Annotated in this window: 15 protein-coding genes; 9 read left to right on the top strand and 6 right to left on the bottom strand. The window is 60.5% G+C overall.

Annotated features, from left to right (window positions below; translation table 11 throughout):
- The first annotated feature begins 152 nt into the window (after window positions 1–152).
- The 6 genes from LGH70_RS11820 to lepB all read left to right on the top strand — a co-directional run bounded on the left by LGH70_RS11820 (window position 153) and on the right by lepB (window position 8,872).
- Window positions 153–3,302 (top strand): SusC/RagA family TonB-linked outer membrane protein, encoded by a 3,150-nt coding sequence (locus tag LGH70_RS11820; protein ID WP_226185818.1) that lies wholly within the window; start codon window positions 153–155, stop codon window positions 3,300–3,302.
- A gap of 34 nt (window positions 3,303–3,336) precedes the next feature.
- The gene (locus LGH70_RS11815) at window positions 3,337–4,917 is read left to right on the top strand and encodes a RagB/SusD family nutrient uptake outer membrane protein (protein ID WP_226185813.1); all 1,581 of its coding nucleotides are present in this window, start codon (window positions 3,337–3,339) and stop codon (window positions 4,915–4,917) included.
- A gap of 269 nt (window positions 4,918–5,186) precedes the next feature.
- Window positions 5,187–6,152, top strand: a complete 966-nt coding sequence (locus LGH70_RS11810) for a ParB/RepB/Spo0J family partition protein (RefSeq protein ID WP_226185812.1) — start codon at window positions 5,187–5,189, stop codon at window positions 6,150–6,152.
- Between the two features lie 10 nt (window positions 6,153–6,162).
- The gene (locus LGH70_RS11805) at window positions 6,163–6,819 is read left to right on the top strand and encodes a DUF5683 domain-containing protein (RefSeq protein WP_226185811.1); all 657 of its coding nucleotides are present in this window, start codon (window positions 6,163–6,165) and stop codon (window positions 6,817–6,819) included.
- Entirely contained in the window at window positions 6,816–7,535 is a 720-nt protein-coding gene (gene dapB, locus LGH70_RS11800) for a 4-hydroxy-tetrahydrodipicolinate reductase (RefSeq protein ID WP_226185810.1), read from the top strand. The genes LGH70_RS11805 and dapB overlap by 4 nt, the downstream gene beginning before the upstream one ends.
- A gap of 140 nt (window positions 7,536–7,675) precedes the next feature.
- Complete coding sequence (lepB, locus tag LGH70_RS11795; protein WP_226185807.1) at window positions 7,676–8,872, top strand: signal peptidase I; 1,197 nt, start codon at window positions 7,676–7,678, stop codon at window positions 8,870–8,872.
- Window positions 8,873–9,022: 150 nt separating this feature from the next.
- On the opposite strand, the gene LGH70_RS11790 is transcribed toward lepB, so the two are convergent.
- Window positions 9,023–9,688, bottom strand: coding sequence for a uracil-DNA glycosylase (locus tag LGH70_RS11790; RefSeq protein ID WP_226185796.1), 666 nt, complete (start codon window positions 9,686–9,688; stop codon window positions 9,023–9,025).
- A 108-nt stretch (window positions 9,689–9,796) separates the two neighbouring features.
- On the opposite strand from LGH70_RS11790, the gene apaG reads away from it, so the two are divergent.
- Window positions 9,797–10,183, top strand: a complete 387-nt coding sequence (gene apaG / locus LGH70_RS11785; RefSeq protein ID WP_135398069.1) for a Co2+/Mg2+ efflux protein ApaG — start codon at window positions 9,797–9,799, stop codon at window positions 10,181–10,183.
- 152 nt (window positions 10,184–10,335) lie between these two features.
- On the top strand, window positions 10,336–11,106 hold the full coding sequence (locus tag LGH70_RS11780) for an O-methyltransferase (protein ID WP_226185794.1): 771 nt from the start codon (window positions 10,336–10,338) through the stop codon (window positions 11,104–11,106).
- Between the two features lie 59 nt (window positions 11,107–11,165).
- On the opposite strand, the gene LGH70_RS11775 is transcribed toward LGH70_RS11780, so the two are convergent.
- From LGH70_RS11775 to LGH70_RS11760, 4 genes are read right to left on the bottom strand one after another with little or no spacing between them, the layout of a single operon-like run.
- Complete coding sequence (locus LGH70_RS11775; protein WP_226185792.1) at window positions 11,166–11,468, bottom strand: hypothetical protein; 303 nt, start codon at window positions 11,466–11,468, stop codon at window positions 11,166–11,168.
- 9 nt (window positions 11,469–11,477) lie between these two features.
- On the bottom strand, window positions 11,478–12,302 hold the full coding sequence (gene kdsA, locus LGH70_RS11770; RefSeq protein ID WP_226185790.1) for a 3-deoxy-8-phosphooctulonate synthase: 825 nt from the start codon (window positions 12,300–12,302) through the stop codon (window positions 11,478–11,480).
- 37 nt (window positions 12,303–12,339) lie between these two features.
- On the bottom strand, window positions 12,340–12,642 hold the full coding sequence (locus tag LGH70_RS11765; RefSeq protein ID WP_226185788.1) for a hypothetical protein: 303 nt from the start codon (window positions 12,640–12,642) through the stop codon (window positions 12,340–12,342).
- Between the two features lie 4 nt (window positions 12,643–12,646).
- Entirely contained in the window at window positions 12,647–13,252 is a 606-nt protein-coding gene (locus LGH70_RS11760; RefSeq protein ID WP_226185786.1) for a methyltransferase domain-containing protein, read from the bottom strand.
- 113 nt (window positions 13,253–13,365) lie between these two features.
- On the opposite strand from LGH70_RS11760, the gene LGH70_RS11755 reads away from it, so the two are divergent.
- Window positions 13,366–14,313 (top strand): hypothetical protein, encoded by a 948-nt coding sequence (locus LGH70_RS11755; RefSeq protein WP_226185784.1) that lies wholly within the window; start codon window positions 13,366–13,368, stop codon window positions 14,311–14,313.
- A gap of 84 nt (window positions 14,314–14,397) precedes the next feature.
- On the opposite strand, the gene cphA is transcribed toward LGH70_RS11755, so the two are convergent.
- The gene (cphA, locus tag LGH70_RS11750) at window positions 14,398–17,037 is read right to left on the bottom strand and encodes a cyanophycin synthetase (protein ID WP_226185782.1); all 2,640 of its coding nucleotides are present in this window, start codon (window positions 17,035–17,037) and stop codon (window positions 14,398–14,400) included.
- Window positions 17,038–17,191: the final 154 nt, after the last annotated feature.

Raw genomic sequence — 17,191 nt, 5'->3', positions numbered from 1 at the left:
CCTCCCGAAAGCGTCTGCCCGACACCCGGCAGCAGGACGCTGGCCCCTTTTCCTGGCTCCACCTCTTGCACCGCACAGTGCAGCTGAGCATTATACCTGCAAACGTTTGCAGGGCTTGTGCTTTCCCTCCACCCCATCTATCTACCCACTTTATGAAAGATACCTTACTCAAAATCAGCAGGCTCGCAGCGTGTGTGGCATTCTGCGGGCTGCTGCTCGCGGCAGTAGCCGCCCCCGCGGCTCCCGCACCCCTGCTTGTTCCGGCTGCTTCTCTTGCACTGGCCCCGGTAGCTACGCCCGTCAGTGGGCGGGTGCTGGACGAAAAAGGCCAGCCAATGCCCGGCGTAACCGTGCTCGAAAAAGGCACGACCAACGGGGCAACCACCGACGCCGATGGCCGCTACACCCTCACCGTAGCCGATAACGCCACGCTGACGTTTTCCTTCGTGGGCTACCTGAGCCAAGATGTGCCGGTCAGTGGCCGCAGCGAGGTGAACGTGGCCCTGGCCGTGGACGCCAAGCAGCTCAGCGAAGTGGTGGTAGTGGGCTACCTGACCCAGAACCGCCAGGACGTGACCGGCTCGGTGGCCAGCGTGAGTGCCCAGGAAGTGCGCCGGGCGCCGGTAGCTTCCGTGGGGGAAGCCATTCAGGGCCGGCTGCCGGGCGTGCAGGTCAACAACTCCGGGCAGCCAGGGCAGGCGCCCAACATCAACATCCGCGGCCTGGGCACCATTGCCAGCGGCAGCGGCCCGCTCTACGTTATCGACGGGCTGTGGGTGCAAAGCCAGGGCGGGCAGCGCGACTTCAACCCCGCCGACGTGGAATCGGTGCAGGTGCTGAAGGATGCGGCGGCCCTGGCACCGTATGGGGCGTCGGGAGCGAATGGCGTCATTATCATCACGACCAAAAAAGGCAAGTCGGGAGACACATCCGTGAACTTCAGCGTGAACGGCGGGGTGCAGAATCTGGTACGCCGCCTGGATTTGATGAACGCGCAGCAGTGGGCGGCCATCAACAACCAGGCGTACGACAATGCCGGGCTGGCCCGCCAGCCGTTTGCCGTCAACATCCCGGCCGGCGTAGACACCGACTGGCAGGAGGAATTCTTCCAGCAGGGCTCGATTCAGGACTACAACCTGGGCTTTTCGGGCGGCGGGCCCAACTCGAACTTCAACGTGGCGGGCGGCTACTTCAAGCAGACGGGCACGGTGCGGGGGCCGGAGTTTGAGCGCTATAGCGTCCGCGTCAACACGGGCTTCAACCGGGGGCGGTTCCGGTTTGGGGAAAACGCCATGCTGTCGCGCACCAACCAGACCCGCCTGAACGTTATTCCCTTCTACGGTTCACCATTTTACAACGTGGTGCAGATGCTGCCCGTCATCCGGGTGTATGACCCTGCTACGCCCGGCGGCTTCGGTATCGGCAATGGCAACGCCAGCACGTTTGGCCTGAATCCCATTGCGTCCCAGGAGCTGCTCAACGACACGGGCACTTCCAACCGCCTGCAGGGCAACGTGTACGGCGAAGTGTCCATTTTCGACTTCCTGCGCTACCGCCTCAACCTGGCCACCGAGTTCCACGCCTTCCACGACCAGCAGAAGCGGCAGTACGGCATCTGGCGGCAGAACGACATCACCCAGCTCTCGAACTTCGGCGAAAACCAGGGCAACGAGCTGTTTGGCATGGCCGAGCATACCCTCACCTTCGACAAGAGCTTCGGCAACCACAACCTGACGGTGGTGGGCGGCTACAGTCAGCAGCGCTTCCAGCAGGACTTCACGCGGGGCGTAAACTTCGGCTACGGCACCGGCCCGACTTATTTCTGGGAGCTGAGTGCGGGCACCACCACGCCCCAGGCCATCGGCACGTCGTACGTGTGGGGCAAGCAGTCCTTTTTTGGCCAGGCCACCTACGACTACGACCAGCGCTACCTGCTGACGGCCGCCTACCGCCGCGACGGGTCGTCGCGCTTCGAGGCCGGCCGGCGCTGGGGCAACTTCGGGGCGGCATCCGTGGGCTGGCGGGTGTCGCGGGAAGGCTTTTTTGAGGGTATTACTGCCATTTCCGATCTGAAGCTACGGGCTTCCTACGGCCGCCTGGGCAACGATTTGCTCGGCGGCCTGTTCGGCGGCAACTACAATTCGCAGGGTTTCCTCAACACCAACGCCAACTACGTGCTGGGCGGCGTCATCCAGAACGGCGCCATTCAAACCAGCTACGCCAGCACGGGCATTCAGTGGGAAAGCCGCAACACGACCAACGTCGGCTTCGACGCTGGTTTTCTAGACAACCGGCTGACATTGTCGGCCGACTACTATGTGTCGAGGACCCTGGGGGCGCTGGTGAACCCCAACCTGCCGCTGACCCTGGGCAACGCCGGCGACAACCCCTACCGCAACCTGGGCGAGCTGGAAAACACCGGCTTTGAGGTGGTGCTCGGCTACAACGACAACCGCAATACCTTCCGCTACGGGGCCACGACCAACCTGACCACGCTCCGAAACGAGGTGCTGGACCTGGGCACGTCGGGGGCAGAAGGCTCCGGAGCGCCCAACTTCTTCAACGGCGGCCCCCGCGACATTACCCGGACCGAAGTGGGCTACGAAGTGGGCTCGTTCTACCTCTACCAGTTCGACGGCATCTACCAGACCGGGGAAAGCAACATTCCGGCGGGGCTGGCCCCGGGTGACGTGCGCTACAAGGATATCGACAACAACGGCGTCATTAACGAGAAGGACCGGGCCCACGTGGGGCGGGTGTTCCCGAAGCTGCAGTACGGCCTGAACCTGACTCTGGGCTACGGCGGCTTCGACCTGACGGCTTTCGTGCAGGGCGTGCAGGGCAACGACGTGATGAACCTGAGCCGGTTTCTGACCGATAACACGGCCGACAACAGCAACTACCGCGCGGACTTTAGCCCCTGGACGCCGACTAACCCCTCGACTTCTACGCCGCGGGCCATTAAGTCGGGTGGGCCCCAGAACGGGGATGCGGCCGGCAACAACGCCCGGTTTAACTCGACGCGCTGGCTCGAAGACGGCTCCTACCTACGCCTGAAGAACGTGCAGCTGGGCTACAGCCTGCCCAAGCCCTGGCTCGAACGCACCAAGTACGTGGCCTCCCTGCGGGTGTTTGCTACCGGCCAGAACCTGTTTACGGTGACCGACTACACCGGCTACGACCCCGAAACGGTGGGCAGCGGCGTCTTCAATACCCTGGGCAACAACCTGGCCCGCGGCGTGGATGAGGGCTCCTACCCCAACCTGCGCTCTTTCACGCTGGGCCTGCAGGCGGGTTTCTAGGCCTGGTTTCCCTTACTTCTAAGTAGCTCCCAATATGAAAGCTTCCCTGCTACCTCTTCTGCAGCGTCTGGGCCTGGCCGGCACCTTGTTGCTGAGCGCCACCGCCTGCGAAAAAGACCTGCTCGACCAGCAAAACCCCAATCTACCCCTAACCGAGCTGAGCTGGAAAACCAGTGACGATGCCGTTAGGGGCTCGGTGGCCTGCTACGCCGGCCTGCAGGGGCTGGGTATGTACCGGCGCTGGCTCCACTTCGCCTTCGACCTGCGCGACGACACCGGCTTCAGCCAAAGCCCCTGGGGCGAGCTGGCCAACTTCACCCACTTTATCCAGACGAATTACGACTTTGAGGTGTCGAACAACATCTGGCGCGACCATTACCGCACTATTTTCCGCTGCAATCAGGTTATCGACCGGGTGCCCACCATCCAGGGCATGGACGCGCAGCTGCAGAAGCGCATCGTGGCCGAAGCCCGGTTTCTGCGGGCGTTGTCGTACTTCAACCTCGTGTCGCTCTACGGCAACGTGCCCCTCGTGACGCAGTATTCCACTAACCTGAACCAGACCAGCCCCCAGGGCAAGGAAGCCGACGTGTGGGCTCTGGTCGTAACCGATCTGACGGCCGCCCAGGCCGACCTGCCGGCCACCTACACCGGCCCCGACGTGGGCCGGGCCACCAAGGGGGCCGCCCTCACGCTGCTGGGCAAGACCCACATGCAGAACAAGCGCTGGGCCGAAGCCCAGGTGCAGTTCGCCCAGGTTATCAGCATGCCGCAGTACGACCTGGTGCCCGACTACGCCGACAATTTCCGCCACACCACCGAAAACAACAAGGAGTCTATCTTCGAGGTGCAGTTTTCCGACGAGAAGAAGGGCGGCAACGACGCCGGCGGGGGCCCCGATGCGACGTCCTCGCAGGGCGGCCAACGCTCCCAGTTCTGGGGCGTACCCGGCTTTGGCTTCAACGACGGCGAGGTGCGGCCCTGGGTAGTGCGCGAGTTTTTGCAGGACCCCACCACCGCCGGCCAGCGCGACCCGCGCCTGGCCGCTACCGTGTTCTACAACCGCCGCGACCAGACCCTGTTTCCTTCGGCCTTGCCCGCCGACGCCGACACGCTGGTCTATGGCACCGGCTTTCTGACCCGCTACGGCAAAGACGCCCGCAACCGCACCCGCGTGTACTGGCGCAAGTACCAGACCGACTACTACCGTGCCTTCGAGGACTTCGACTCGCCCATCAATCACCGGGTGATGCGCCTGGCGGACGTGCTGCTGCTGCAGGCCGAGGCGCTGAATGAGCAGAACAACCCGGGCGCGGCCATTCCGCTGGTAAACAGGGTGCGGCAGCGCGCCGGCCTGGCCCCCCTGCCCACCACCCTGACGCGGGACGCGCTGCGCACCCAGCTGATGCACGAGCGGGTGACGGAGCTGACGGGCGAGGGAGTGCGCTGGTTTGACCTGCAGCGCTGGGGCTTGCTCGATGATGCGGCTTCGGTGAATCTGCTCAAGGCCCGCGACCCGGACTTCAACAACTTTGTGCCGGGCAAGTCGCGCCTGCTGCCGCTGCTGCAAACGGAAGTCGACCTGAACCGGCTGCAGCAGAATCCGCAGTGGTAGGCTGAAACCAACCAGAGCCGCTCCCGCTTCCGGCCGGGGCGGCTCTTTCTTTTGCCGCCTTTTGGCACGGCCCGCAGCCTGCCGGAGCCAGGAGTAACGCCCATCCCAGTAGCCCTTTGCCTTCGGAAGCCCGGCCCGGCGGAGGCCGCCGCCGACAACGTTCCACGATTTTTTAGGTGCCGTGGAACATTTTTTCCGCCTCATCCCCTGGGTTTGTGTATTTTTGACTCCCGCTTTCACCTGGCATTGGGTGGGAGCTGAATGTCGGTATGTCAGAGAAGAACGAAGAGAAAACCACTCCGGTGGCCGCTCCCGCAGCAGCCAAACGCAAGATTGGGGGCCTGGGCCGCGGCCTGAACGCCCTGATTGAGGGAAGCTACGAGAAGAAAGGTGACCGGGTCGGTTTAGTGCCCCACCCCATGAACTCGGTGGGCTTTATTCCCGTCGGGCAGATTGAGGCCAACCCTTACCAGCCCCGTACCCACTTCGACCAGGAGGCGCTGCAGGAGCTGGCCGAATCCATCAAGATTCAGGGCATCATTCAGCCCGTGACGGTGCGCCAGACCGGCACCAACGCCTACCAGCTCATTTCGGGTGAGCGGCGCCTGCAGGCCTCCAAGCTGGCCGGCCTCGATTCGATTCCGGCGTACATCCGCAAGGCCGACGACCAGCAGATGCTGGAAATGGCCCTGATTGAGAACATTCAGCGCGAAAACCTCAACGCCATCGAAATTGCCCTGAGCTATCAGCGGCTGGTGAGCGAGTGTAACCTCAAGCAGGAGGAGCTGGGCGACCGGGTAGGCAAGAACCGCTCGACCGTAACCAACTACCTGCGCCTGCTCAAGCTGCCCCCCGATATCCAGATTGGCCTGCGCGACACGGTAATTTCGATGGGCCACGCCCGCGCCCTGATCAACATCGACGACGCCGAGCAGCAGCTGGCCCTGTTTCACCGCATCGTGGCCGAGGAGCTCTCGGTGCGCAAGGTAGAGCAGCTGGTGCGCGCCGGGTTGGCCGCGCCCAAGAAAGCCGATGCCCCCAATGCCCAGGCCGTGCAGGAAACTCAGGTGCACATTCCCGTAGCCGAGCTGCGCCGCACCGAGCGGTTCCTCTCCGACCGGTTTGGCAGCAAAGTCCTGGTGAAGCCCGGCCCCCAGGGCAATGGGGAAATCAAAATTGCGTTCGACTCAGTAGAAGACATGCAGCGCATCCTGCACATTCTGCAACCTGCCTAACCTCTTGCTTATGTTGAATCGGAACCGACTGGCTGCCTTGGGGCTGCTGGCTATGCTGCCACTGGCAGGGCCGGTCTGCGCCCAAATCGTAACGGCCGGTCCTGATTCAGCGGTGGTGGGCAGCCCGGTGATAACCAAAGAGTCGCGGCGGACCGAGAAGTTGTTTGGCGTATCGATGACCCGGCCCAAGAAAGCCGGTATTCTATCGGCTATTCTGCCCGGCGCCGGCCAGATTTACAACCGCAAGTACTGGAAGCTGCCCCTGGTGTACGGGGCGGTGGGCGGCACCATCTACGGGGAGCTGTATTACCAGCGCCTCTACAAGGAGTTTAAGCTGGCCGATGCCTACCAGAAGGACGGCGACCCGAATACGAGTAAGGACGACGCCGGCCCCAACGCCGCCCGGCTCGACAGCTCCAACATCTACCGGGCCCTGACAACTTACCGGACCCCGCGCGACCAGTTCTACTTTTACATCGGCATTGCCTACGCCCTCAACATTCTCGATGCCGTAGTTGATGCCCACCTGAAGGACTTCGACATCAGCGACGATTTGAGCCTGCAGTGGCAGCCCACCATGCTGTGGATGCCCTCCGCTCCGCTGACGCCGGGCCTCTCCCTTACTCTTACCCTGACCAATACGCGCCCCAAGCGCCCCACTGAATGAAGCTGCTCCTGATTGGCTACGGCAAAATGGGCCAGGCCATCGAAGCCCAAGCGGTGGCCCGTGGCCACCAGATTGTTGGTATCGTCGACCCTTCCCGCTCCGAAGTCCGCATTGCCGACTTCGACTCCACCACCGTGGACGCGGCCATTGAATTCACCCACCCCGACGCGGCTTTTGCCAACGTAATGGCTTGCCTCGAGCAGGGCATCCCGGTGGTATGCGGCTCTACGGGATGGTTGCACCACTTTGCCGAAGCCCAGGCCCTGTGCCAGGAAAAAAACGGTGCCCTGTTCTACGCCTCCAACTACAGCGTGGGCGTGAACCTGTTTTTCCACTTCAACGAGTACATAGCCGCCAAAATGCATCAGTTTGGTGGCTACGACGTGCAGGTGCGCGAAATTCACCACACCCAGAAAGTAGACCAGCCCAGCGGCACGGCCCTGACGGCTGCCGAAGGTATTCTGCGCAACTTCCCCGGCAAAACCACCTGGCGCAACGAGCCCACGGCGGCTGCCAACGAGCTAGCCATTCTCTCCGAGCGCACGGGCAAGGTGGTCGGCACCCACATCGTGACCTACTCCTCCGAGGTCGACCAGATCGAGCTCAAGCACGAGGCCCACTCCCGCGACGGGTTTGTGCTGGGAGCTTTGCTGGCTGCCGAGTGGCTGCCCAGTCACCGGGGCGTTTTTGGAATGAAAGATCTGCTGGGATTGTAATACGCCTGAGCCGGATGGCTGCTGGCCCGCCAGCGGCCTGAATCGTGGGCAAACTATATCGTCCCCGCGTAATTATTCAGATATTACAGCGTTCTACGGCAGCCTGACCGGGCTGTCCTTTGCTTTCACCTTGCCGACTTATGGCCGTTCAATCCTGGGAAGAGCGCCTCGCCGCTGCCAACACCGCTGCCGCCAACAATACCACCACGCCCACCAAGAAGCCCAAGGGGTTTTTCCGGGAGTGGGGTGATGCCATTCTGTTTGCCGTGGTGGCCGCCACGCTCATTCGCTGGGCCACGTTCGAGGCCTACACCATCCCGACGCCCTCGATGGAGCACTCCCTGCTGGTGGGCGACTACCTCTTTGTAAGCAAGCTGCACTACGGCCCCCGCACGCCCCAGACGCCACTACAGGTACCCCTGACCCACCAGACGCTCTGGGGCTCCAGCCTGAAAAGCTACTCCGATGCTATTCAGCTGCCCTCCTACCGCCTGCCGGGCTTCTCGGAAGTGAAGCGCAACGACGTGGTTGTGTTCAATGTGCCCTTCGAAATGGAGCACCCCGCCGACCTACGCACCAACTACATTAAGCGCTGCGTGGCCGTGGCCGGCGACGTGCTGGAGATTAAGGACATGCAGGTGTATGTGAACGGCAAGCCGGCCGTCAACCCGGCCCAGAGCCAGAACCGCTACTTCCTGCAGGTAGCTGAGCCCGTGCGCGACAAGGTATTCCAAGACCAGGGCATTTCGGACTTCAACAGCCCCAACGGCGTGCCGCAGGCCCAGATGACGCAGATTGGCCCCGCCTACGTGGTAGATGCCACACCCAAAACGGCCGAATACTTCAAGCAGCAGCCTTTCATCAAAGGCGTGGTGATTGATAAGGTGCCAGCCGGCCAGGGCGAAGCGGAGGTTTTCCCCAACAACCCTGACTATCCGAAAAGCACGCCCTCAATGACGGGCGTGGCCAAAACCTGGAACAAGGACAACTACGGCCCCCTGCAGCTGCCCAAGGAGGGCCAGACGGTGCAGATTACGCCCGAAAACACGCCTATCTACCAGAAAATCATCATGCGCTACGAGCATAATGAGGGCGTGACCATGCAAAACGGCGTGCTGCTGCAAAACGGCAAGCCCCTGACCAGCTACACTTTCAAGCAGGATTACTACTTTATGATGGGCGACAACCGCCACGATTCGCTCGACTCGCGCTACTGGGGCTTCGTGCCCGCCGACCACATCGTGGGCAAGGCCGTGCTGATCTGGATGTCGGTTGACCCCTACGCCGATTTCTTCCACAAAATCCGCTGGAGCCGCCTGTTCAACTTTATCGACTAAACCACGGATTAGTTGGCTTTTGTGGACGGCGCGGCTGTCCGCCCGTACTTCCTCCGAAAATAGGTATAGCAAAAAGGCCACCCGTGCGGGTGGCCTTTTTGCTTGCGGGTAATCGTCCACAAAATCCGACTAATCCGTCAAATCCGTGGTTTACCAATTAATCGGTGGCAAGCCGTGCTGCTTGAGGTACTCATTGGCTTTGCTGAAGGGGCGGGAGCCAAAGAAGCCCCGGTCGGCGGCGTAGGGCGAGGGATGAGCCGAGCGGATGACGAGGTGCTTTTTCTCGTCGATGACTTCGCCCTTCTTCTGCGCGTAAGCTCCCCAGAGAATGAACACGACGTGCTCTTTTTCGTCGGAGATGCGCTGGATGACGGCGTCGGTGAATTGCTCCCAGCCTTTCTTCTGGTGGGACCCGGGCTCTTTGGCCCGCACTGTGAGAGTGGCGTTCAGCAGCAGTACGCCCTGCTGGGCCCAACGGTCCAGGTTGCCATTGACGGGCGGCATCGAGGTTGGAATATCGTCCTGCAGCTCCTTGAAGATGTTTTGCAGGGAAGGCGGCGTACGCACGCCATCAGCTACCGAAAACGACAAGCCATTGGCCTGCCCCTTGCCATGATATGGGTCCTGGCCCAGAATAACGACCTTCACCTGCTCGAACGGGCAGGCGTCGAAAGCATGAAAAATAGCGGGCCCGGGCGGGTAAACTGTGGTCGTAGCGTATTCGCCGCGGACAAACGTAATGAGATGGTGAAAATATGGTTTTTCGAACTCGTCGGCGAGTACCTTGCGCCAGCTTTCTTCTATCTTTACGGACATAAGGGGAAAGTTTTTTTGCGGTGTGGCCAGCCTTGTGGGGCCGCCGCTGCGTAGATAAACCAATTTCCGGACACTGTTGTTAGTCCTTCACAGAACCGCACAGGAGCCATGAATACGACGACTACGCAGGGCGTTACCGTTAGCGTTACGACCAATTACTTGCCTGACTACTCCAGCCCGGCCCAGGAGCATTACGTGTTTGCCTACAAGATTGATATTCTCAACGGCAGCGAATACACTGTAAAGCTACTTCGGCGGCATTGGTACATCTACGATGCCAATGGCGTAGTGCGGGAAGTGGAAGGTGAAGGCGTGGTGGGCCAGCAGCCTGTGCTCGAGCCCGGCGACTCGCACCAGTACGTGTCGGGCTGCAACCTCAAATCGGGGCTGGGCAAGATGCGCGGCTCCTACCAGATGGAGCGCCTCGTGGATGGCCGGGAGTTCAGCGTCGAAATTCCCGAATTTACGCTGGTAGTCCCTTACCGTCTAAATTAAGTTTTACGTGCTCTGTGCCGGGCGCCTGGTGCCGGGCACGAACCAGGATTTATGAATCCTGAGCACCAAGCCCAGGCCCTACGCACTGATTCTTGTTTTTCCAGGCTTTCAGCTACATCCGTTTTTTACTCCGCTCGGGGAATGCACATGGGTTGCATTCCCCGTTCGTTTTTGGGCTCTACGCCCACGTCATCAACCACGCAGGCAGCTTCGCGGCCTTCGCCCCGATTGAGGCGCGGCGGCAGGCCCTGCTGCGGGATGATACACTCATTACGGTGCGCGACTTTGGTGCCGGCTCCCATACCGGAGCCGGACGGCAGCGCCGCCTGAGCAGCATTGCCCGCACCGCCGCCAAGCCCCGGCAGTTTGGGCAGCTGCTGTTCCGGCTGGTAAACCACTTTCGGCCCGGCGTCATTCTGGAGCTGGGTACGTCGCTTGGGCTTACCACTGCTTATCTGGCGGCGCCTTACGCCCAGGCCCGGGTTATCACCTTCGAAGGCTGTCCGCAAACTGCCGCCGTGGCCCGCCAGACTTTCGCGGAATTGGCACTGGGCAACATTGAGGTGATAGAAGGCAATTTGGACGACACTTTGGCGCCTACCCTGGCGACCCTGCCCGGCCCCATCGACTTTGCTTTTTTCGACGGCAACCACCGCTACGAGCCCACGGTGCGCTACTTCGAGCAGTGCCTTGCCCACCGCACCGACCAGAGCGTTTTTATTCTGGACGACATTCACTGGTCAGCGGAAATGGAGCAGGCCTGGACCACTATCAAAGCCTACCCCGACGTGCGCCTGACGATAGATCTGTTCTTTATCGGCTTGGTATTCTTCCGGAAGAACCAACCCAAGCAGCACTTTATCCTGCGCTTTGATAATGCCGTGGACAAGCTGCTGAACCGTGTGAAGCACCTGTCGGCCTAAAACCAAGAGCCGCCCCGCAGCCTTTTCTGGCTCCGGAACGGCTCTTTTTGGGCTGCAACCTATAGTATTGCCACCAACAGCACAGGCCATAGCACCGCTGCCACTAACAGCGCAAACAGGAACGAGCGGTTCTGCTGAGAGAAAACAGCGGTCAGCAGAATGCCCAGCCAGTAGAACAGCGAGGCCGCTCCGCCATATAGCAGCGGGTATACCATCAGGGTACCCCGCCCACAGCCATGCAGCGTAGTACTGTCGCGGCCACTAGCCGATAGGAATGCCACTGCCAACCAGCCTAGGGCATAAATCGCAAAGACGAAGACGGCCAGATTATTCCGTCGGAGCTGGCTTAACAACAGGTCCATACCCGTTGCCTACCGAATAGCATCCCGCACGCGGGTCAGCTTCACGAGCAACTCTTCCAACTGATCCAGGGCCAGCATGTTGGCGCCGTCCGATTTGGCCGTGGCGGGCGTGGGGTGGGTTTCGATGAACAGGCCATCGGCACCCACGGCAATGGCAGCTTTGGCAATGGTTTCAATCAGGGCGGGCTGGCCACCGGTGACGCCGCTGCTTTGGTTGGGGCGCTGCAACGAGTGCGTCACGTCCATTACCACCGGCACCCCGAAGCTGCGCATGGCGGGCAGGTTGCGGAAGTCGACTACCAAGTCGGAGTAGCCAAAGGAGTTGCCCCGGTCGGTGAGAATCACGTGCTGGTTGCCGGACTGCTGAATCTTATCGACGGCAAACTGCATGGACTCGCCGCTCAGAAACTGGCCTTTCTTCACGTTGACCACCTTGCCGGTTTTGGCGGCGGCCACCAGCAAATCGGTCTGGCGGCACAGGAAGGCCGGAATCTGGAGCACATCCACGTATTCGGCGGTCAGCGCGGCCTCGTCCGACTCGTGAATATCGGTTACGGTCGGCACCCCGATTTCACGACCTACTTTCTGCAGAATGCGCAGGGCCGTTTCGTCGCCGATGCCGGTGAAGGAGTCGAGGCGCGAGCGGTTGGCTTTGCGGTACGAGCCCTTGAAGATGTAGGGAATCTGGAGCTTGTCGGTCATGTGCTTCACCTTTTCGGCGATGCGCAGGGCCATGTCCTCGCCCTCAATAACGCAGGGCCCGGCCATCAGGAAAAACTGGCCGGAGTTGGTATTGCGGAAATGAGGCAGAGCGGCGGTTAGGGATTCTATCATGGAGAAGGAAAGCAAACAAGATTTAATTAAAGGAGAATCAGCGGGTTCTGTGGCGGGAAGGCCGGGCGTACAGCCGATAGGCGGATAGCAGCAGCAACAGCGTCAGAAGGCCAAAGAGCACAGCTAAACCCAAAGCCACGCCCACCAGTTGCGCGTCATAAGTGACGCCGTTGTTGGCGTTGAAATACGTGCCGGCCCCTGTGTAGGGCAAGGCGCGCCGGGCCAAATACAGCTGACCGGCCCAAATAGTAGCACCGCCGCACACTACAAGCATCACTACGTTCAACACTTTGCCCAGCAAGGCAATGAGTCGTGAAAACGCGGTTGGGGGTCGGCTCATGGGCTTATTGGCGCTTTTTCAAGCAGATGAACAGTTCCTTACCCTGCCGCGGCTTGATGGAGTTGGTAGCAGTTTCAAAATGGACGAAGTCGAAATAGGGCGCAAAATACGATTCATATTCGGCCCGGCTGCCCCCAAAAGGCGGGCCGGGCGGGCTGAACTCCGTATCGAAGAGCAGGCCCATGAGCGTGCCACCGGGCCGGAGCAGCGCGGCGCACTGCTGGGCGTAGGCCGGGCGCAGGCTGGGGTCGAGGGCGCAGAAAAAAGTTTGCTCCACGATTAAATCGTAGGGCGGCGCGGTGGGCAGCGCGAAAAAATCCTGTTCCAGCAGGTGCGTGGCGGGGAAACCCGGAACCCGCGCCTGCAGGTCACGTAAGGCCTCGGGAGCTATATCAGCCACGAAAACATGGTCGTACCCCGCAGCATGCAGATACTCAGCCTCATACCCCCGACCCGCCCCCGGAATCAGAATCCGGGCGGTGCGGGGCAGTCGCATCTGCAGAAAATAATTCAGCAGGGGCGGCGTTATGGCGCCGGTATCCCAGCCGGTTTGCCCCTGAGCGTAGCGCGCACTCCAATACGCGGCATCAAGCGGTGAATCCAATTGCATGCGGATGTAGTATTTATTCGCGAAACTTGCCCAGGTAGGCAATCCCTTTATTTTTGTGCATAAAGGTAACCCACCGTCCGGACTGTCCGGGCTTCATTTAACCCCCTCCCGCAATGGAACAAACCCAAAGCACCGAGCCAAAGAACAACAACCGTGTCCTGCTGATTGTGGCCCTTATCCTGGTCCTGCTGGGCATTAACGGTTTGCTGTTCTACATGAACCAGCAGAAGGGCAAACAGAATGAGCAGCTCACGGCCGACCTGAAAGTAAAGGACTCGAAGCTGGAAGAGCAGATTAAACAGTACGAAACGCTGAAGGCCGACTTCGAGCGCCAAAGCCAGGAAGTGCAGGGCATGGGCCTGGCCAACGACTCGCTCGAAGCCCGAATTGCCGCCATTAATGCCGATTTGCTGAAACTGCGCTCCTTTAAGGCCGGCAGCTTCTCCATTTCGGAGCAGAAGCGCTTTAAGCAGCGGGCCGCCAGCTTCGAAAATCAATTGCGGAAGAAAGACGAGGAAATTGCCCAGCTGAAGAGCGACAACGAAGCGCTCTACACCGAAACCACGACCCTGAAGGAGCGGCAGAACAAGCTGACGGATACCATCACGACCGTTGTGCGCTCCAACCAGGAGTTGAGCGAGAAAGTGACCATTGCCTCGCGCCTGCAGGCGGAAAACATTCGGGTGGGCGTCATCAACTCTCGCAACAAGGAGAAGGACGACGACGACAACGAGTTCCGGGCCAAGCGGGTGGAGAAAGTGAAAGTGACCTTTAACCTGGCCCGCAACGACGTGTCGCCGAAGGAAACCAAGGAAATCATGATGCGCCTGATTGAGCCCGACGGCGCGGCGCTCTACAATCTGAGCACCGGCGGCGGCACGTTCATGATTGACGGCGCGGAGGCCTTCTACACGGCCAAGCAGGACATCGTGTTCGACAACACGCGCCAGCCCGTGCAGTTTGTGTACGCTAAAGGCGCCGGCTACAAAACCGGCCTGCACACCGTAGAGCTGTACTCCGGTGGCGTGATGATCGGCAAATCGACCTTCACGCTGAAATAAGCCCGGGTTGAATGTATTCATAGCAACAAAAAAAGCCCTGCTGACGCAGGGCTTTTTTTGTTGGCCGTATGCCAGGCATGGTAGCTACGAAGCAGCTACTGAGCTGCGGGCTTCAAACTCTTCCAGCTTTTTGGTCGTGGCACTGATGTTTTCCGTGAACAGTACCACCACTGAGCCGGGCTTAGCGGTTTCCAGCACGTGGTCGATGGCCTGCATTTCTTCCTCGATGTAAGTGATAGGCAAATCGGGTTTGTCCAGGCGCAGCCCACGGGTCATGATTTCCTTCAACTCTTCCTTCGTCTTGCCGCGCAGGTCACGGTCCTGGCGCAGCACTACTTCGTCGAAGATGCGGCCGGCCACGCGTGAGAAGCTCAGCGTGTCCTCGTCGCGCCGGTCGCCCAGACCCGATACCACCCCTACTTTGTGCGTGGCTTCGGTGGCATCAAGAAATTCGGCGAATTTCTCAATGCCGTGCGTGTTGTGGGCATAATCCACGATGACCTCGAAGTTGGGAAACTTGTAGTAGTTCATCCGGCCTGGCGTCTTGCTGGCCGAGGGCACGAACGTACGCAGGGCGAGCTTGATGTCGTCCTTGTCGAAGCCGTAGCAGTAGCAGGCCAAGGCCGCGGCCAGGGCATTTTCGATGTTAAAGGTAGCCCGGCCCCCAAACGTAATCGGGAACTCGGCGGCCCGGTCGATGCGCAGCTTGTAGCTGTTCTTATAGATGGTGATGTAGCCTTCCTCATACACGGCTGCCAGCCCGCCGTTTTCGACGTGCTCCCGAATCCGGGCGCAGTGCTCGTGCATGCTGAACAACGCTACCCGGCACTCCAGCTTCTCACGCATGGCATACACCAAGTCGTTGTCGGCATTGAGCACCGCCCAGCCATTCTTACGCACCGTGCGGGGCAACACGCCTTTCACCTGGGCCATTTCCTCCACCGTGTGAATGTCGCGCATACCCAGGTGGTCGGCGGCTACGTTGGTTACCACAGCCACGTCGCAGGTATGGAAGCCCAGACCGGAGCGCAGCATGCCGCCGCGGGCCGTTTCGAGCACGGCGAAGTTCACGGTTGGGTCCTTGAGCACAAACTCGGCGCTCTGCCCGCCGGTGCAGTCTCCGCTCTGTAGCTGCACTCCCTGAATGTAAATGCCACTGGTAGTGGTATGCCCTACCTTATAACCCTTGGAGGCCACGATGTGCGCCAGAAGCTGGGTGGTGGTGGTTTTGCCGTTGGTGCCCGTTACGGCGAAGATGGGAATCCGGGCGTTGCTGCCGGGCGGGAACAGCATGTCTACCACCGGCTCGGCTACGTTGCGTGGCAGGCCATCGGCGGGCGAAATGTGCATCCGGAAACCCGGCGCGGCATTTACCTCAATTACGGCTCCGCGCGTCTCATTCAGCGGAATAGCAATGTCAGAAGTCAGCACGTCGATGCCGCAGATATCGAGGCCGATGATGCCGGCCACGCGCTGGGCCAGCAATACGTTATACGGGTGCACCAGGTCGGTAACGTCGGTTGCGGTACCGCCGGTGCTGATGTTGGCCGTGCTTTTCAGGTAGAGCTGCTTGCCTTCCGGTAGCACCGATTCCAGGGTCAGGTCCTGGGCCCGGAGAATATCCAGCGTGTGCTGGTCGGCTTTGATGCTCGTCAGGACCTTCTCGTGGCCGATGCCGCGCCGCGGGTCCTTGTTCACTTCGTTGATCAACTCCTGAATCGTGTTGGTGCCGTTGCCCGTTACGGCGGCCGGCGTGCGGCGGGCGGCGGCAATGAGCTTGCCATCAACCACCAGCAAACGGTGGTCGTCGCCTTCAATGAACTGCTCGACAATAACGGCCCGTGAATACGCCTGGGCAGCTTTCAGGCCTTCTACCGCATCATCCCAGTTCATAATGCGAATGGTAGCGCCTTTGCCGTGGTTGCCATCCAGGGGCTTGGTCACGATGGGAAAGCCCAGCTCGTCGATGGCGTCGCGCAGGCCGTCTTCCGAGTACACGGTAGTGCCCTTAGGTACCGGCACGCCCGCATCCTTCAGCATGGCCTTGGTGCGGTTCTTATTGCCGGCCACTTCTACGCCCGCGTGCGAGGTATAGCTGGTGGTCGTGGCCCAGATGCGCTTCTGATTGACGCCATAGCCCAGCTGAATAATATTGCTATTCTTGAGCTGAATGTAGGGAATGTTGCGCGAGGCGGCCTCCGAGACGATGCTCCAGGTGCTGGGCCCCACGAACTCGTCTTCCCGGATTTCGTGCAGTTCATCCACAATGGCCTTCACGTTTACGGGCCGATTCTGGCACAAGTCCTCGACCAGCTGCACCGCCGATTCGGCCGCAACCCGACCGGCCCGCTCTTCCTGGTAGGCAAATACGACAAAGTCAACGCCGGGCTGGTGGGCCGGGTACGACTTGCCCCAGTACACGGGCATGCCCGCCATGCGCTGCAGGGCCAGGGCTACGTGCTGAATAACGTGGCCCAGCGGCTCCCCATCGAGCAGTTGGTCCGTAGTCAGGGGCGGGTGCTTGTACACCGACTTCTCCGTTTCCGTAGCGGGCGTCTGGCCCAGTTCGGGCAAAAGAGTGGGTAGTTGCTCGGCTAGCGCGGGAAAGTGGTTCGACCACAGATCAGCCTGGTCTTCCAGCTCTACCTTCATCACAATCAGCTTGTGATGTTTAACTGACCAGTAGCTGGGGCCGCGCATGGTGCGGAGATCAATAATTCTCATAGGGTGAAAGGCAGAAAGGGAATACTTGCGTGCGCGCTTTTACGCGGAAATGAAATGTAGGGATAATGATTCAGGAAACTCGCTGGGCAGGCGGTTTTACGCATTTATTCCAAACCCTTTCACCCTCAGGCAATCAACCGCACTGCCTGCGTAT

Origin of the sequence: Hymenobacter nitidus (genome assembly GCF_020447315.1) — a bacterium.
Taxonomy (GTDB): Bacteria; Bacteroidota; Bacteroidia; order Cytophagales; family Hymenobacteraceae; genus Hymenobacter; species Hymenobacter nitidus.
This window is presented reverse-complemented; position numbering and strand designations above follow the sequence as displayed.

Coding starts and splice junctions, on each gene's coding strand:
- lepB (WP_226185807.1), top strand. CDS start 7,676: ATGGCCGTTCAATCCTGGGAAGAGCGCCTCGCCGCTGCCAACACCGCT.
- LGH70_RS11810 (WP_226185812.1), top strand. CDS start 5,187: ATGTCAGAGAAGAACGAAGAGAAAACCACTCCGGTGGCCGCTCCCGCA.
- LGH70_RS11805 (WP_226185811.1), top strand. CDS start 6,163: ATGTTGAATCGGAACCGACTGGCTGCCTTGGGGCTGCTGGCTATGCTG.
- kdsA (WP_226185790.1), bottom strand. CDS start 12,302: ATGATAGAATCCCTAACCGCCGCTCTGCCTCATTTCCGCAATACCAAC.
- LGH70_RS11765 (WP_226185788.1), bottom strand. CDS start 12,642: ATGAGCCGACCCCCAACCGCGTTTTCACGACTCATTGCCTTGCTGGGC.
- LGH70_RS11755 (WP_226185784.1), top strand. CDS start 13,366: ATGGAACAAACCCAAAGCACCGAGCCAAAGAACAACAACCGTGTCCTG.
- LGH70_RS11790 (WP_226185796.1), bottom strand. CDS start 9,688: ATGTCCGTAAAGATAGAAGAAAGCTGGCGCAAGGTACTCGCCGACGAG.
- LGH70_RS11775 (WP_226185792.1), bottom strand. CDS start 11,468: ATGGACCTGTTGTTAAGCCAGCTCCGACGGAATAATCTGGCCGTCTTC.
- LGH70_RS11815 (WP_226185813.1), top strand. CDS start 3,337: ATGAAAGCTTCCCTGCTACCTCTTCTGCAGCGTCTGGGCCTGGCCGGC.
- apaG (WP_135398069.1), top strand. CDS start 9,797: ATGAATACGACGACTACGCAGGGCGTTACCGTTAGCGTTACGACCAAT.
- cphA (WP_226185782.1), bottom strand. CDS start 17,037: ATGAGAATTATTGATCTCCGCACCATGCGCGGCCCCAGCTACTGGTCA.
- LGH70_RS11760 (WP_226185786.1), bottom strand. CDS start 13,252: ATGCAATTGGATTCACCGCTTGATGCCGCGTATTGGAGTGCGCGCTAC.
- dapB (WP_226185810.1), top strand. CDS start 6,816: ATGAAGCTGCTCCTGATTGGCTACGGCAAAATGGGCCAGGCCATCGAA.
- LGH70_RS11820 (WP_226185818.1), top strand. CDS start 153: ATGAAAGATACCTTACTCAAAATCAGCAGGCTCGCAGCGTGTGTGGCA.